At 62.1% G+C, this 14,724-nt stretch carries 11 protein-coding genes and 2 pseudogenes; 9 read left to right on the forward strand and 4 right to left on the reverse strand.

Annotated elements, in window-relative coordinates:
- Window positions 1-43: 43 nt before the first annotated feature.
- The 4 genes from AC10V3_RS38105 to AC10V3_RS38120 all read right to left on the reverse strand — a co-directional run bounded on the left by AC10V3_RS38105 (window position 44) and on the right by AC10V3_RS38120 (window position 4,801).
- A complete protein-coding gene (locus tag AC10V3_RS38105) occupies window positions 44-1,180 on the reverse strand; it encodes a helix-turn-helix transcriptional regulator (RefSeq protein ID WP_022540187.1) in 1,137 nt (378 codons plus the stop codon).
- 994 nt (window positions 1,181-2,174) lie between these two features.
- On the reverse strand, window positions 2,175-2,657 hold the full coding sequence (locus tag AC10V3_RS38110; RefSeq protein ID WP_349608762.1) for a hypothetical protein: 483 nt from the start codon (window positions 2,655-2,657) through the stop codon (window positions 2,175-2,177).
- Between the two features lie 57 nt (window positions 2,658-2,714).
- Window positions 2,715-3,143, reverse strand: coding sequence for a hypothetical protein (locus AC10V3_RS38115; protein ID WP_022540189.1), 429 nt, complete (start codon window positions 3,141-3,143; stop codon window positions 2,715-2,717).
- A gap of 647 nt (window positions 3,144-3,790) precedes the next feature.
- On the reverse strand, window positions 3,791-4,801 hold the full coding sequence (locus AC10V3_RS38120; protein WP_349608760.1) for an AraC family transcriptional regulator: 1,011 nt from the start codon (window positions 4,799-4,801) through the stop codon (window positions 3,791-3,793).
- 167 nt (window positions 4,802-4,968) lie between these two features.
- Here AC10V3_RS38120 and kce point away from each other — a divergent pair, with 167 nt between their 5' ends.
- The 9 genes and pseudogenes from kce to AC10V3_RS38165 all read left to right on the forward strand — a co-directional run.
- Window positions 4,969-5,904 carry a 3,5-dioxohexanoate:acetyl-CoA acetone transferase gene (kce, locus tag AC10V3_RS38125; RefSeq protein WP_022540191.1) on the forward strand — a complete coding sequence of 312 codons (936 nt, stop codon included), beginning with the start codon at window positions 4,969-4,971 and terminating at the stop codon, window positions 5,902-5,904.
- 102 nt (window positions 5,905-6,006) lie between these two features.
- Window positions 6,007-7,065 carry a beta-keto acid cleavage family enzyme gene (locus AC10V3_RS38130; RefSeq protein WP_022540192.1) on the forward strand — a complete coding sequence of 353 codons (1,059 nt, stop codon included), beginning with the start codon at window positions 6,007-6,009 and terminating at the stop codon, window positions 7,063-7,065.
- 107 nt (window positions 7,066-7,172) lie between these two features.
- Complete coding sequence (locus tag AC10V3_RS38135; RefSeq protein ID WP_349608758.1) at window positions 7,173-7,919, forward strand: SDR family NAD(P)-dependent oxidoreductase; 747 nt, start codon at window positions 7,173-7,175, stop codon at window positions 7,917-7,919.
- Window positions 7,920-7,988: 69 nt separating this feature from the next.
- On the forward strand, window positions 7,989-8,960 hold the full coding sequence (locus AC10V3_RS38140; protein ID WP_022540194.1) for a quinone oxidoreductase family protein: 972 nt from the start codon (window positions 7,989-7,991) through the stop codon (window positions 8,958-8,960).
- Window positions 8,961-9,107: 147 nt separating this feature from the next.
- Window positions 9,108-10,088, forward strand: a complete 981-nt coding sequence (locus tag AC10V3_RS38145; RefSeq protein ID WP_022540195.1) for a tripartite tricarboxylate transporter substrate binding protein — start codon at window positions 9,108-9,110, stop codon at window positions 10,086-10,088.
- A 12-nt stretch (window positions 10,089-10,100) separates the two neighbouring features.
- Window positions 10,101-10,949 carry a TauD/TfdA dioxygenase family protein gene (locus AC10V3_RS38150; protein ID WP_022540196.1) on the forward strand — a complete coding sequence of 283 codons (849 nt, stop codon included), beginning with the start codon at window positions 10,101-10,103 and terminating at the stop codon, window positions 10,947-10,949.
- Window positions 10,950-11,125: 176 nt separating this feature from the next.
- Window positions 11,126-12,282, forward strand: a pseudogene (locus tag AC10V3_RS38155) (porin).
- A 160-nt stretch (window positions 12,283-12,442) separates the two neighbouring features.
- A complete protein-coding gene (locus AC10V3_RS38160) occupies window positions 12,443-13,012 on the forward strand; it encodes an RBBP9/YdeN family alpha/beta hydrolase (RefSeq protein ID WP_022540198.1) in 570 nt (189 codons plus the stop codon).
- Window positions 13,013-13,348: 336 nt separating this feature from the next.
- Window positions 13,349-14,293: pseudogene (locus AC10V3_RS38165) on the forward strand (zinc-dependent alcohol dehydrogenase family protein); the annotation flags it as partial.
- Between the last annotated feature and the right edge of the window lie 431 nt (window positions 14,294-14,724).

The raw sequence follows: 14,724 nt of genomic DNA on the forward strand, positions 1-14,724 counted from the left end.
CGCCCGCTCGCCGTCCTCTCCCAAGGTAGAGTCTGTTTTCCGTTCACGCGCTTGGCATGCTACCCCGTAGCAACAGCGACACGAGCTCTCCTTGCCGATGCGTCCCCGTCTTTGCCAGCACTTGCTTGAGGTAGCCGCGAGCCGTGCCAATCCCGATACCGAGTTGAGACGCCGCGTCATTCAAGCTCAATCCTGTCGCGAGCAGGGCAGCGACCTGCGACTCCCGCTGTGTGAGATTGAACACGATGCTGCGCGGTTCAGCGCAGGGTGGCATGTCGGGTGAGACGATAAAGAGAATTGCGCGTGTGCCGGCACTGGCTCCGCTTACCAGGCTAGGGTCGTGGACAGGGACGATTGTGACCGTGAGCGGGGGCCGTGGCGGCATGCGCGATAAATAGCAGCGTAGCATTGGCTGGTGGATAGCACTCTCGCTGGCATCGCGCGAGCGATGGTTGAAGGCTATCGCTCGTGCAACCAACCCCTGTAGCGTCCTTGTCTCCTCCGGGCTCGATGCTGATACAGCTCGACCACTCACCAGAAAACCGTCATCGGCGACGGCAATCGCCTCGGCCCGGGTGTTTACGAAGATCGGCCGGGCCCAGGCGTCGAGAAGGACGACGCCAATGTTCAACTGTCCCAAAGCCTCGTACGCCGCTCGCGCCTTCAAGTCAACGGCATCCGTGCGTCGTCTGATCTCAAGCGCCGTCAAGATATGGGGCAAAAGCATGCGGAAGGCGCCAACATCTTCCTCGGTGAAGTCGGCGGCGCCTAAATCTCGCCCCGCGGAGAGGTGAATCCGATGTTCGGGCGTCCGGGCCAGGGGGGCGATGATCCCATAGAACCCGCCAGCGGGTCCGACTACTTCTCTATAAATATCGGTGCCTCGGAAATCGGCGTCGGAAATCATGGACGTTTGCCGCGCGACCCCACCAACCGGAATGGCCGCGATCCAGCCAGGTAGCCTTGTCTCGAATTCTCGTTGGAGCCGCCACGCATGCTCGGCGGCCAATCCAGTGGAAGCTACCAGGCCAGGCCCATCGGTTGTCTGTGCAACCAGCATGCCACGATTAGCCCCAACTGTCGCCGCGATCGTCGTGATGGCGCCGGGCCAATCGTCAGGGGCGAGCGCAGCTTGGTAAAGCATTCGGATCGCTTGATGAATGGTCTCGGCTCGCGTCATCAACGTCTCCCGCTTGGCTCAGCCCTCCCAAATGGGAGTGGCGGAATCTCGCACCGCATCAATTCTATGTAAAGACAATCGGTTTCTCTAGGCGACAGGCGCCGTCGGGCACCACGGCGACCTTCAGCGAGTTCAGCAACGTGACGATCGATCTCGCGCATGTGTTGTTCGAAGCGTGGAGCACAGGGGCGTGCGCCCGTGCCCGGCCTTTACACAAACAAACGTGAGTCGGATTACGGCAGACGCGCGCCGGTCCAACGGTGGCGACGAGAGAAACCTCAACGTTTGGGTTCGACGGCGGGCCGGCCGGCGCGTTCGGAAACGCGGTGAACGTGCCGCTGCCGCCGGGACGGTGGAAGGTGTCGGCCAGCTTGCCCAATACGCCAAAGCACCGCGCGCAGATTCCCTGCTGTCCAGAGCCCAGCGCGCCCCGGAACGCGACCTTGCTCGCGCTGATGGACCGGCGGCCGGATCATAAATGCGGATCTGGAAATTGCCCGCGACGAGGTATAGCCTCAATGGCGAACCCCGCCTTCTGACCCACCAGCCGTGCGGCGGGCAAGACTCGAAGGGATACCGGCTCGAAGATGAACCAGGGCCGATGTGCTCGACACCTCCCGGGACGAATGAGTAAGCGAGAACCTCTCCATCGGGGCTTAGCCCCTTGCCCAGGTGTTGGTGTCTCCAATGAACGCCCGCGTAAGACCCTAGACTTCGATACCCCGGCTGAACGATTCCATCAATACGTTGCAACCACCGGTTGAATCCGCACCTCATCATGGCCATTCGGACCGTCCAGCGGAAAAGGCGCATGCGGCGTGGCCCAGTAGCGGCCGCTCGGTAGGGGCGCGATTGTCTTTGGCATGCGCTTCAGGCCCAGTGCGTTGTTACACAAGGTGCGCTCCGGCCCCGCTATGAGGAAACGGGGGGCGTGTCATCCTGCAACGGCGTTACCCCCGGGCTTGGGCATCTTCGTGTAGCCTTCGCCACCAAATTACCTGCTTCCACCCGGTGCGATTTTGATGGAACGATACTTCCGTTTGTGGCCCGCGCCATCGGCGTCGGCGCCTTCATCGCGATCGTCTCCCGGCAAATATATCTGCGCAGCGCCGCGGAGGCTGAGGGTCTGGCAAGCGACAGCGGTGAACGAGCCATGCCTGACCAATAATTTCATCATCATGAAATTATTGGCTTGTGACCGCGGGCGGTCATGCTCGTCTAGCATCAGAGATGCGTTTTTTTCTATTGCTGACATGCGCGCGTCAGGCCGCCAGCGCAGCAACTGCGGGGCACGGATCAGCTTGGCCAGCGGTGCCTCAGTTCGCGGCCACATGTTGGGCGCACCCGCCGTGCGTGGTGACAATCCTCGTTCGATCAAGACGCAGGCTATTACGTCCTTATACGCCACGGTTTCCTTCATCGGGTGGCACTGGTAAATCGCGTGCAGATTTCCCTTGTTGGAAAAACCATCAAGCACGCGACTGTGCGCGAAGCCCCGTGATGCCGGTCCTTATCTCGGATTGCCAGCCTGCTGTCAGGCCATTTCACTGGCAGCTTCGCCAGTCAGCGCGACTTCCGTCTCGTCGGTCGCCGTGCTTTCCGCTATCGCGTTGTCGTCTCCAGAAACCATGTCGCCCAGACCGATGACGACAGTGATATTCGGCGTCCAGTTCTTGCGGTCGGTGCTGACCTCGGTAAACGTGGTCACCGTCGCGGTGTAGCCCTGCGCTCTGAGGTCGTCGGCTAGCCGTTGCGCGCGCGGTTCCAGCGCTGCTTGCGGATTGTCTTCGTCGATGTCGAGTACCAGTCTGGTCTCGAATTCTTCCTTGCCCCTCTGGATTGCCGTTTGCATTGCCTTGAGTTGCTTGTTCGCGAGCGCGACGAGCTTGCTGTACCTGGACTCTTCCTGGCTGGCGCGCAATGCCTTGGCGGCGTTGATGATTTCGGTGCGGTCCACGAACATGATTACCTTTCGAGGTGGGGAGAGAAAGCACAGGCGCCGCACGGGCTCGACTTCAGGAGCCAGCTTTTTCGGGATGCGACGACAACTGTATAAATATACAGTGTTTGCCGGTTAGCCGGCAAGGCATATCTAGAGGCAGATCGATTGCAGCTTCTGGTCGGTCTCAGCCCTCGGTCCGACCTGGGCAGGGGCATGCCGGCGCCAGAGGCGATTACCGACCCCTGTACTGCCCTTCGATCGGGGCAAGCTCTACGGGCTGCATCCGAAGTCAAACGGTCATTCGAATGATCGCGTCGATCGCGCCGAACTCCCGCTCGGTTTCGAGCGGAACAGTGTTCTTACGTGGGTCAACATTCGATGCCGTGCAATTTACGTCCGCCACCCACGCCGAGAGGAGACGTGGGCCCTTCGTGAGCAATACGCATAGCAACAAGCACCGTCACGCGCCAGATGACCCTACCTATCCAGTTCCCTGCCGGAGGGCCTAAGCTTTCAAGCTCGTCGATAGCGGCGGGTACTCCAAGTATGCAGTGCCGCGAGCGTGAGGTACCGCACGTATCTCCACGAACCATTGTTCGAGCAACCGAATCTGCCTACCAGTCAGAGACTGGCGTCGGAATGCGAACGGAACCATAAAGACAAGCGGCTTACCTTCTGTTTGCCGGCCTGGTGCTGCGCCACCGCGTCGGCGTCATGCCGAACTGCGCCGCGAACCAACGGACGAACGAGCCATAAGTGGAGTAGCCAAGCGATTCGGCAATGCGTCCGAGCGAGTAGCTTCTGTTGTCCAAATAGTGGATAACGAGATCGCGCCGTACTCCATTGACCATGTCTGAGAAGACCTTTCCGCCGCCTTCGAGTTGGCGCTGCAGGGTACGCACGTTCATCCCCAGGCCCTGCGCAACCTGCTCAATCGTCGCGCGTCCCGCGGGAAGCATCAGATAGATCGCCTTGCGCACCTCGAGCACAATTGACGGCTCGTTGGCTCCCGGCAGACCTGCAAGCAGGCGTTGTGCATGGCGTGCCATGACCGGGTCGGCAATAGGGTTGGGCAAGTCCAGGTCGGCTGCGCGGCAAATCAAGCCATTGAAAGAGCTTGCGAACTCCAGCTTCCCCCCGAAGATGCGGCGGTGCAGCCGCAGATCAGGGGGAGCGTCATGGGTGAAATGAACGCTGAGGGGCTGCCAGGACGTGCCCAGCAGTGTGCTGCACATGCGCGAGAGTGAGCCCAGTGCCAACTCGATTGACTGCATGGACGGCCCGGCGTCATCCGCGACGACGTCCTCCCGCACGATGACCTTCTTGCCGGTCTCCTCAATACGGATGACCAGAAATTCATTCATCAGGTGCCGATACTGAATCAAGGTTCCAAGAGCGTCGCGCAGGGTCTTTTGATGCGTGAGCAACACGCTGACGACACCGAGGTCAGACAGTTGCCACAGGTCGGCCATCCGCAGCCCAAATGTCGGGCATTGCGTGAGTCGCGCTGACTCTTCCAGCAAGGCAACGGCACCACTTCCGGATATCCAATGTTCCGGGTCCGCAAGCATCTCGCTGCTCAACCCCAACTTGCGCAGCACCGGCTTCGGTTCAAGGCCCAATTGCTGCGCAACCTTGAAGTAGTTGGTCAGCACGCCAGTGCGAATCAGTGTGCCCATTGTTTTCTCCTTCACCCGGTGTGCAGGCCGGATACGAGGCCTTCCGGGGAAACCCGGATACCCCGACATTCTGTCACGAAATGAGACATGAATGTCGTGAAATGAGAGACAACGGTCAACCCGGGATTACTAGACTAGTCCCGTAAATCGACGACAGACGGAACACCATGGCAGCCTCTCAGAACAAGGTCATAGTCACCTGCGCAGTAACGGGCGGCATTCACACGCCTACGATGTCCCCCTACCTGCCCATTACGGCAGAAGACATCGCAGGCGAGGCAATCGGTGCGGCCCGGGCCGGCGCCTCGATTGTCCATCTGCATGCGCGCGAGCCGGAGAATGGCCAGCCGTCCCAGGATCCTGCGCTCTTCCGGGAATTCCTACCCGAGATCGCCGCGCGTACCGACGTCATCATCAACCTCACCACCGGTGGCGCCCCCAACATGCTCGTCGAGGAACGACTGCAACCGGCGCTGCAACTCAAGCCCGAAGTCGCCTCTCTGAACATGGGGTCAATGAACTTCGGGTTGTACCCGATGCTCGGCAGGCACAAGGAGTTCAAGTACGACTGGGAACGTCCTTACCTCGAGGGCTCCGAAGACCGCGTCTTCCGCAACACGTTCAAGGAAATTCGCTACATCCTGGAATCGTGTGCCGGCAACGGGACTCGCTTCGAGATCGAATGCTACGACACCAGCCATCTCTACACGGCGGCGCATTTCATTGACCGTGGCATCCTCAAGCCGCCGTTCTTCATACAGTCCGTCTTCGGCCTGCTCGGCGGCATCGGCACGCATCCCGATGATGTCATGCATATGCGCCGCACCGCCGAACGGCTGTTTGGCAAGGACTACTACTGGTCCGTGCTGGGTGCGGGTCGCAGTCAGATGCCGATCGCTTCCATGGCGGCTGCGATGGGCGGAAATGTCCGCGTGGGTCTGGAGGATTCGCTTTGGGATGGTCCGGGCCGGCTCTCGACCAGCAACGCCGATCAAGTCAGGCGCGTCGTCGGGGTCCTGAAATCCCTGAATCTGGAGGTGGCCACGCCGGATGAGACGCGCGAGATGCTCCGACTGAAGGGCAAGCACGCTGTTGCCTTCTGAGAAGTTTATCGGCGACAAGCCATTTAAGTGAATTGATACCCGACCCGGCCTCCACAACCAGTTGCGGCGCCGATAACCAACGTCATTATCAAGGAGAACGAAATGCAATTTCTGGATGATTCGCTGCACCCGGAGACCATGGACAAGGTAGTAATCACCGTGGCCCCGTACGGCCCAGAGTGGATGCCGGAAGATTTCCCGGAAGACATCCCTGTGACCATGGAAGAGCAGATCCAGAAGGCGGTGGATTGCTATGAAGCCGGCGCCAGCGTGCTGCACCTGCACGTGCGTGAGCTGGATGGCAAGGGCTCCAAGCGCCTGTCCATGTTCAACGAACTGATCGCCGGCGTGCGCAAGGCGGTGCCGGACATGATCATTCAGGTCGGCGGCTCGATTTCCTTTGCACCGGAAGACGAAGGCCAGGCTGCCAAATGGCTGTCAGACGACACCCGTCATGCACTGGCCGACCTCGACCCGAAGCCGGATCAGGTGACGGTAGCACTCAACACCATCCAGATGAACATCATGGAGTTGATCTACCCGGAATACTACGAGAGCACGCACATGGCCAACCCGGCCGTCTACAACGCGTATCGGGAAATGATCGTTCCGGCCGGCCCGACCTGGGCAGAAGAGCACTTGCGCCGCCTGCAGGACGCCGGCATCCAGCCGCACTTTCAGTTGGTTGGCATGCATGCGCTCGAAACGCTGGACCGCATGGTGCGCAAGGGGATCTACAAGGGCCCGCTGAACCTGACCTGCATCGGCATCGGTGGCGGCCACCATGGACCGCATCCGTACAACCTGTTCGACTTCATCCAGCGTGCGCCGGATGGCTGCACCATTACCGCCGAGTCGCTGTTCAAGAACGTACTTCCGTGGAACACGATGGCGTTGGCAATGGGTATGCATGTGCGCTGCGGCATTGAGGACACCCTCATCGATCAGCACGGCAAGCGCTTTACCTCCGTGCAGCAGGTTCAACAGCTCGTGCGAATCACCAAGGAGTTGGGCCGTGAGATCGCCGACGGCAAGGAAGCGCGGGAAATTTACCGTATTGGCACCTGGTACGACGATGTCGATGAAACCCTGGCCGCCAACGGCATGACCCCGAACCGCAAGCCTGGTGTCAAGAACGTGCCGCTGCGCCGCGTAGCCTGAGTCGGCTACGGCACCGACTAAGAATCGGTCCGGTTGATGTGTGCACGCCAGCCTGAATGGCTGCAACTGGATCGATTCGATTTGTCTCAATTCAAATAAGGAGTTTCATGACTCATACCGTCGTCCTTGTTACGGGCGCCACGTCTGGAATTGGCCGCGCAACTGCGCTGGCTTTTGGCCGTGATGGGGCACATCTGGTTTGCTCCGGCCGCAATGCCACTGCAGGCGCCGCACTTGTGTCTCAACTTCGGGAACTGGGTGCCGAGGCCGAGTTCGTGCCCGCTGACGTAAGTCATGAGGATCAAGTCCGCCAACTCGTCGAGCATACCGTCACCCGCTTTGGACGGCTCGATGTCGCAGTGAACAGTGCAGGGACTGAAGGCACGCCAGGGTCGATCGTTGACCAGACCGTTGAATCCTATGCAGCGACCTTCGACGCGAATGTCCTTGGGACGTTCCTTAGCATGAAGTACGAGTTGCGCGTCATGCTGGAGCAGAAGGAGGGCGTTGTGATCAACCTTTCCTCCACCATGGGAAGCCGCGGCAACGCACAGAATCCAATGTATGTGGCGAGCAAGCACGCGATCGAGGGCTTGACCAAGGCTGCAGCACTCGAGGCAGCCAGATCGAATGTCCGAGTGAATGCGGTCGCGCCTGGCCCGATCGAGACCGGGATGCTGGACCGCATTGCGGGAGGCGCCAGGAACGTTGCGGCAGTTGCCGCGACTATCCCGGCGGGTCGCATTGGGACCCCGGAGGAGGTCGCCGACGCCATTGTGTTCCTCGCGTCCGCCCGGGCCAGGTACATAACGGGCCAGATTCTCGGAATCAATGGCGGCAAGACAGCGATGTAGTTGCCGACACGCTGGGCTTGCCCCAGGCGCGCTCAGACGCAATGAATAAACTGTTTCAGGAGACAAGTCATGGCAAAAGCAATTCGGTTCTACGAGACGGGCAGCGCTGATGTCCTCAAGCTCGAGACCGTGGAAGTCGGCGATCCAGGCCCCGGCCGGGCACGTGTGAGGCACAGCTACATCGCCGTCAACTTTATCGACATCTATTTCCGCACCGGCCACTATCCGCTGGACCTGCCCAACGGCCTGGGCTCTGACGCCGTGGGTGTGGTCGAGGCCGTTGGCCCCGGCGTAACTGACATCCGCGTGGGCGACCGCGTGGGCTACCTGCTCGGCCCGCAGGGTGCCTATTCGGACGTGCGCGTCATGCCTGCCGAGTGGCTGATCCCGCTGCCGGACGGCGTCTCCGACCGCGTCGCCTCCACGCTCATCATGAAGGGGATGACGGCGCAATACCTGTTCCGCCAGGTCTACCCGCTGAAGGGCGGCGAGACCATCCTCTATCACGCCGCGGCCGGCGGCGTAGGCCTGATCGCCTGCCAGTGGGCACGCTCGCTTGGCGTGAACATGATCGGGACGGTCAGCACCGACGAGAAGGCGGAACTTGCAAGGGCCAACGGCTGCTCGCACGTCATCGTCACCTCGCGCGAGAACATCGTCGACCGCGTGATGGAAATCACCGACGGCAAGAAGGTCCCCGTGGTGTTCGATTCGGTCGGCAAGTCGACGCTGGACGCCTCGCTGTCCTGCCTGCAGGTGCGCGGCACGCTGGTCAGCAATGGCACGACTTCGGGCCCCGTCGAGATCGACAGCCGCACGCTCGCGGCGAAGGGCTCGCTTTGGGTCACGCGTCCGGCCATGGTGCACTACGCCACGCCGCGCTCGCACATGCTCGCCATGGCCAACGAGGTGTTCGACATGGTGATGGCCGGAAGGATCACCAGCGAGCCGAAGCAGTCGTTCGCGCTGGAAGACGCCGCGCAGGCCCATCGCGCCTTGGAGAACAGGCAGACGAGCGGCGCGACGGTACTGGTGCCGTAAGGCGAGCCTGCTTTTCAATCGATTGCGGCAGTTTCGCAGTCCAGCCGGCAGTCGCTTCGCTCACCAGGCCTAGTCAGGTTGCCGGGCGGCGGCTGCTTCTAACAAGGCAAGTGCACATTGCCGGAAGTTCCAAAACGGAGACTATAGATGTCAAATCGACCTGCCGTCCTGCGCGTGCGCCGCGTCGTCGCCGCGACGCTCCTGGCGCTTGCCATGCCTGCCGCCATGGCGTGGACCAACAAACCGGTGCGGGTGCTGGTGCCCGCGCCTGCCGGCGGCACGATGGATGTGATGGCCCGCATGCTGTCCGAACAACTCACGGCAGACTTGGGGCAGCCGGTGGTCGTCGACAACAAGCCGGGAGCTGGCGGCGCCATCGCGGTCGGCGCGATGCTGGCGGCGCCGCCCGATGGGCAGACCATCCTGGTGTCGGCGACCAACGTGTTTGCGGAGATCCCGCACGTGATGAAGGTGCCCTACGATCCGATGAGGGACGTGAAGCCGGTTGCCGCCGTGGCCAGATCGACTCTGCTGCTCGTCGGCGCGCCCAGCCTGCCGGCGAAGGACCTGCCGGGGCTGATCAGCTATGTGAAGGCGCATCCGGGCACTCTGAGTTTCGCAACCTATGGGCCGGGCACGGCTTCGCAGTATGCCGGCATGATCATAAACCAGAAGGCCGGGATGGACCTCCAGAACGTCCCGTTCCCGGGGTCGCCGGCGGCATTGACGCAGGTGATGGGCGGGCAGATCGCCGTGATGTATGACGGCATGGTGACCTCGCTGCCTTATCTCAAGGCAGGCAAGCTGAAAGCCTTTGCCGTGGCCGCGAAGCAGCGCTCACCGATGCTCCCGCAGGTGCCGACGTTCGCGGAACAGGGATATCCGGAAGTTGACTTCAGCAACTGGACCGGTGTGTTCGTGTCGTCCAGGCTGCCGGCAGACCTGACCGAGAAAATCCAGGCGGCCGTCTACAAGGCTACCTCGAGAGCCGGCGTAAAGGAGCGGATTTCCGCCCTCGGGTTCGAGCCGCTGGGGCCACAAGGCCTTTCCCAGCTCAGCCACGACTTGCGAGCCGACTTCGATCGGAACGCCGGCATCGTGAAGACCTTCAACATCCAGGCGCAGTGAAACCCATCGACCATGCGAGTTGAACAACTTACCTGCGCAATCGGCGCAGAACTCATTGGGGTCAGCCTGGCCGATGCTATCCATGATGATGGCTTGTTCGCCGGAATCCGCGAAGCGCTGCTCAGGCACCGCGTCCTGTTCCTGCGCGACCAGGACGTCACGGCTGCCCAGCACGTGGCCTTTGCGCGCCGCTTCGGGGATCTGGAGGATCACCCCGTGACGGGTAGCGACCCAGAGAATCCGGGGTTGGTGCAGATCTACAAGACGCCCGCCAACCCGCCGGATCGTTACGAGAACGCCTGGCACACAGATGCAACCTGGCGCGATGTACCGCCGCTTGGCGCTGTCCTGCGGTGCTGGGAGTGCCCGACCGTCGGGGGCGACACCATGTGGGCCAACATGGTGCTGGCGTACGAAAACCTGCCCGCCCACGTCAAGGAGCAGATTGCCGACCTTCGGGCGCGTCACAGCATCGAGGCGAGCTTTGGCGCCGCCATGCCAATCGAGCGGCGCCTGGCGCTGAAGAGTCAGTTCCCTGACGCCGAGCATCCGGTGGTGCGGACCCACCCAGAGACTGGCGAGAAGGTGCTGTTCGTCAACGGGTTTACCACTCACTTCACCAACTTCCACACGCCGGGCCGCGTGCGCTTTGGGCAGGACCACAGCCCCGGCGGCGCCGACCTGCTGCGCTACCTGGTCACGCAGGCGTACATCCCCGAACACCAGGTCCGCTGGCGCTGGACGAAGAACAGCGTGGCTATTTGGGACAACCGGTCGACCCAACATTACGCCGTCATGGACTATCCGCCGTGCCACCGGAGGATGGACCGCGCTACGATCATCGGCGACCGTCCATTCTGATCAGATTGGGCTGACCCGCATACCGGGAGGTCCTGGCTCCAGGTCGTTGATCAAAAAGGGGGGGCGGATTGCAGAGTCCGCCCTTTGTAGTAGCGGCGCACTTGGCGCCGGAAGTCGTAGTGACTATGCCTGAAAACAATCAAATGAGAACGATGAACCATGGAGGATGGGAGTAGATGAAAAGAGCGTTTCTTGCCCTAGCCGCCGCAATGGCATGTGGTGCGGTCCAGGCGCAGTCCAGCGTAACGTTGTACGGCGTGATCGACGTCAACCTCGAATACGTCAACAAGGTCGGCGTCGTCCCGTCGGCGGCCAACGGCTACAATCCCGGTACGGGCCATTCGGTGTTCCGTGAGAACTCGGCGGCTACTCTGGCTCGCGTTGGGGCCTGCGCGGCACGGAAGACCTCGGTGGCGGGCTGAAGTCCATCTTCGTGCTGGAAAGCGGCTTCAACGCCGATACCGGTACCCAGCAGCAGGGCGGACGCATGTTCGGCCGCCAGGCCTTTGTCGGCCTCAAATCGGACTACGGGCAGGTCACCTTAGGCCGCCAGTACACGTCGCTGTTCGTGTCGTTGGCCAACTTCGTGCCGGCCCGCTTCGCCACGCAGTATGAACCGGCGGGCGTCATCGCCGGCGCGAACTTCCGCGAGGACAACGTGGCGCAGTACACGGGCACGTTCGGTCCCGTGACTGCCATGGCGCACTGGTCGTTCGGCGTCGGTACGACGCTATCGCAGATCAATCCCGGTATTCCCACGTTGGGCGGCAACGGCGAAGTGCCGGGCCAGTTCCGCCGAGATTCGGCCTACGGTGCGGGCGTGACCTACATGAACGGCCCGCTCGGCCTGGGCGTTGCCTACGATCAGTGGAACCCGACGATCGGCACGAGCAACGGCACGTTGAAGAAGGCGGCCGTCATGGCCAGCTATTCGATTGGCGCGGCCAAGGTGATGGGCGGCTACCGCTGGGGGCAGAACAAGGACCAGACGGGCAAGGAGTTCCTGCGCGACGACTTCTACTGGATCGGTGGCCAGTACCGCGTGTCGGCGGCGCTGGACTTCACCCTGGAGTATGACTACCAGAACCTGAAGAACGTCGGCGGCAACACGCACGCGGCCAATCCGTGGCAGATCGCTCTGATCACGGACTACTCGCTGTCGAAGCGGACCGACGTGTACCTGACCACGGCGTATACCCGGAACGCCGGCCTGACCATGGACTCGGCGGCGAGCGGTTTCGCCACCAGCCTGGCGCTGGGCAACAGCTACTCGCTGTCCAGTGGGCAGAAGTCCATGTTCGGTGCGGCTGTGGGCATCCGCCATATCTTCTGACCACCCGCGTGGTGGCGATGCCGCGGGCAGGCAGCAGCCCTGCGCTCACGGTATCTCGCCGCGCGACATGCCACGCTTCGCGCGGAAGGGAGCGTGGTAAGTTCAACCGGCGGGCGCAGAACGATCACGCTCCGGATTTCAAACGAGGAAATCGAATTCCATGACTTCTACCAACCTGCCGACTGTCGTCATTGTTCCCGGTCTTCGCGACCACATGCCGGAGCACTGGCAAACGCTGCTCGCCGAACAACTGCAAGCGCAGGGAAGGGCGGTGCTGATCGTGCCGCAGATCGACCATGACAAGGCGCTACGCAGCGCCAGGGTGGCGAACCTAGAGCGCGTCGTCAGCGGTATCCAAGGGCCGATCGTCCTGGTGGCCCATAGCATGGGATGCTGCATCACGGTTCACTGGGCGCAGCAGACGACGCGCGAGGTCCAGGGCGCGTTGCTCGCGGCCCCCGCCGACCTCGACACGCCCCTGCCCGCCGGCTACTCCGATCCGCAGACCCTGGCTGCCAGCGGCTGGACACCGCTGCCGAGGGCGCGCCTGCCGTTCCCGAGCATCATGATCGGCAGCCGCAACGATCCGATCGGGGAATTCGAGCAGGTCCACGCCCTTGCGCAGGCTTGGGGCAGCCGCTTCGTCGATGGGGGCGACATTGGCCACCTCTCGCCGTCCGACGGATATGGCCACTGGCCGAAGGCCGCGGAGTTGCTCCGCGAGCTGTGAGATTCACCATTCATTGCGTCTCCACTCCGGGTGCCGACCTCCGGTCTTGACGACACTTTCCACGGCAGCCGGTTTTCGGAGATTCCACACATCACGAGCGAGTCGAAGCAGACCTTTGCGCTGGAGGATGCTGCCCAGGCACAGGCAGGCGAGCGGCACTAGCGTACTGGTGCGAAAACGTTGGCAACCTGGCGCGAGGGGGTTAGTGCCCACGTGCCAAGTTACGAACGGCCGATCACACGGCCAATCTCATGCATGTCATATTTGAAGCCTCTGGAGGGAATCGAAAGCCATCTATCTCGAACAACCGGAGGGCTCCACCGCCTCGTCGCGGGGATGGCGGAAACCCGGCCGCCCGGCTTCGGTGAGATCACAGTTCGCATCCATGCGAGTTCGCTGAACTATCATGACTTTGGCGTCGTCAGTCTCGTGGCGGGATCTGTGCTGCGAATTCCGTTGTCAGATGGCGCGGGTGTTGTCGCCGAAATTGGAGCCGGGGTGAAGGAATTCTCGGCCGGAGACCATGTCGTCAGCACGTTCTTTCCGACGTGGCTGGATGGCGAGCCGAGCCTGTCAGACTTCGCAACAGTTCCCGGAGACGGCATCGATGGTTTTGCGACGGAGACCGTCACACTGCCTGTGACCGCCTTCACGAGTGCACCGGCGAACTACAGCCATGCAGAGGCCGCCACGCTGACGGCCTCTGGACTGACTGCGTGGCGCGCACTGTTTGTCAATGGCGCCCTGAAGCCCGGGGAGCGTGTTCTGGTGCTTGGCACTGGAGGTGTGTCGATATTCGCCCTCCAGTTTGCCAAGGCTGCGGGCGCCACCGTGATTGCGACTTCAGGCTCGAACGACAAGCTCGCACGCCTGCGCAGGCTGGGCGCGGACCATGTGATCAATTATCGCGACGACCCGCAGTGGGGCGATGCAGTACGGGCACTGACCGGGGGCGCTGGCGTGGATCACGTCATCGAAGTCGGCGGCGCGGCAACGCTGGAGCAGTCCATCAATTCCGTGCGCACGGGTGGCCATGTGGCAATCGTCGGTGCCTTGCCCGGCGCGGACTCGCCCTTCAACGTCAGACAGATCCTGCGCAAGCAATTGCGGATCACCGGTTTGCTCGTGGGCAGCCGGCGCCACCAACTCGACATGGTGCGCGCGTTGGATGCGACCGGCATCCGCCCCGTCATTGACCGGCACTTTCCGCTGCACGAGCTCGCCGATGCCTTCAGCTACCAGGCGGCGCAGCGGCACTTCGGCAAGATCGTGGTGGACATTCGATCCCAGGACGTGCGGACAGGCCGAAAGCCGGCAGCCGTCACGTTCAGGATTTCAGCACCAGCCGGGTCCCGGGAATCGCGCGCGAGCAGCGCATCATCACCCGGGGGTGGACTCACGCTCGCCACGCGTGAGGGGACACGTCCCGGTGGTCGACCGCGCCATCCAGCACGCGCACTTCTGCCTTGTGGACCGACATCGTCGCGAGGGCTTCGCGGGTGGCGCCTAATAGCCGTCGGAGAAGCCAATGGTCTGGCCAATGACTGCCTGTGAGTATCAGGTAGCCAACGTCCGCAGCGGGAGGTAAATCGGACGTCTCCATGAACGAGCACAGGTCTCAGCGAAGGACCGTTCATGGCCGGCTACTGCCGTTGCGTTCCGCCGGACTCGCAAACAAGGGGAGCTGCTGCGCGCGTGGTCAGGATGCTCGT

It is taken from the genome of Cupriavidus sp. PB-02 (genome assembly GCF_058252315.1).

Coding starts and splice junctions, on each gene's coding strand:
- AC10V3_RS38130 (WP_022540192.1), top strand. CDS start 6,007: ATGCAATTTCTGGATGATTCGCTGCACCCGGAGACCATGGACAAGGTA.
- kce (WP_022540191.1), top strand. CDS start 4,969: ATGGCAGCCTCTCAGAACAAGGTCATAGTCACCTGCGCAGTAACGGGC.
- AC10V3_RS38150 (WP_022540196.1), top strand. CDS start 10,101: ATGCGAGTTGAACAACTTACCTGCGCAATCGGCGCAGAACTCATTGGG.
- AC10V3_RS38160 (WP_022540198.1), top strand. CDS start 12,443: ATGACTTCTACCAACCTGCCGACTGTCGTCATTGTTCCCGGTCTTCGC.
- AC10V3_RS38120 (WP_349608760.1), bottom strand. CDS start 4,801: ATGGGCACACTGATTCGCACTGGCGTGCTGACCAACTACTTCAAGGTT.
- AC10V3_RS38135 (WP_349608758.1), top strand. CDS start 7,173: ATGACTCATACCGTCGTCCTTGTTACGGGCGCCACGTCTGGAATTGGC.
- AC10V3_RS38140 (WP_022540194.1), top strand. CDS start 7,989: ATGGCAAAAGCAATTCGGTTCTACGAGACGGGCAGCGCTGATGTCCTC.
- AC10V3_RS38145 (WP_022540195.1), top strand. CDS start 9,108: ATGTCAAATCGACCTGCCGTCCTGCGCGTGCGCCGCGTCGTCGCCGCG.
- AC10V3_RS38115 (WP_022540189.1), bottom strand. CDS start 3,143: ATGTTCGTGGACCGCACCGAAATCATCAACGCCGCCAAGGCATTGCGC.
- AC10V3_RS38105 (WP_022540187.1), bottom strand. CDS start 1,180: ATGACGCGAGCCGAGACCATTCATCAAGCGATCCGAATGCTTTACCAA.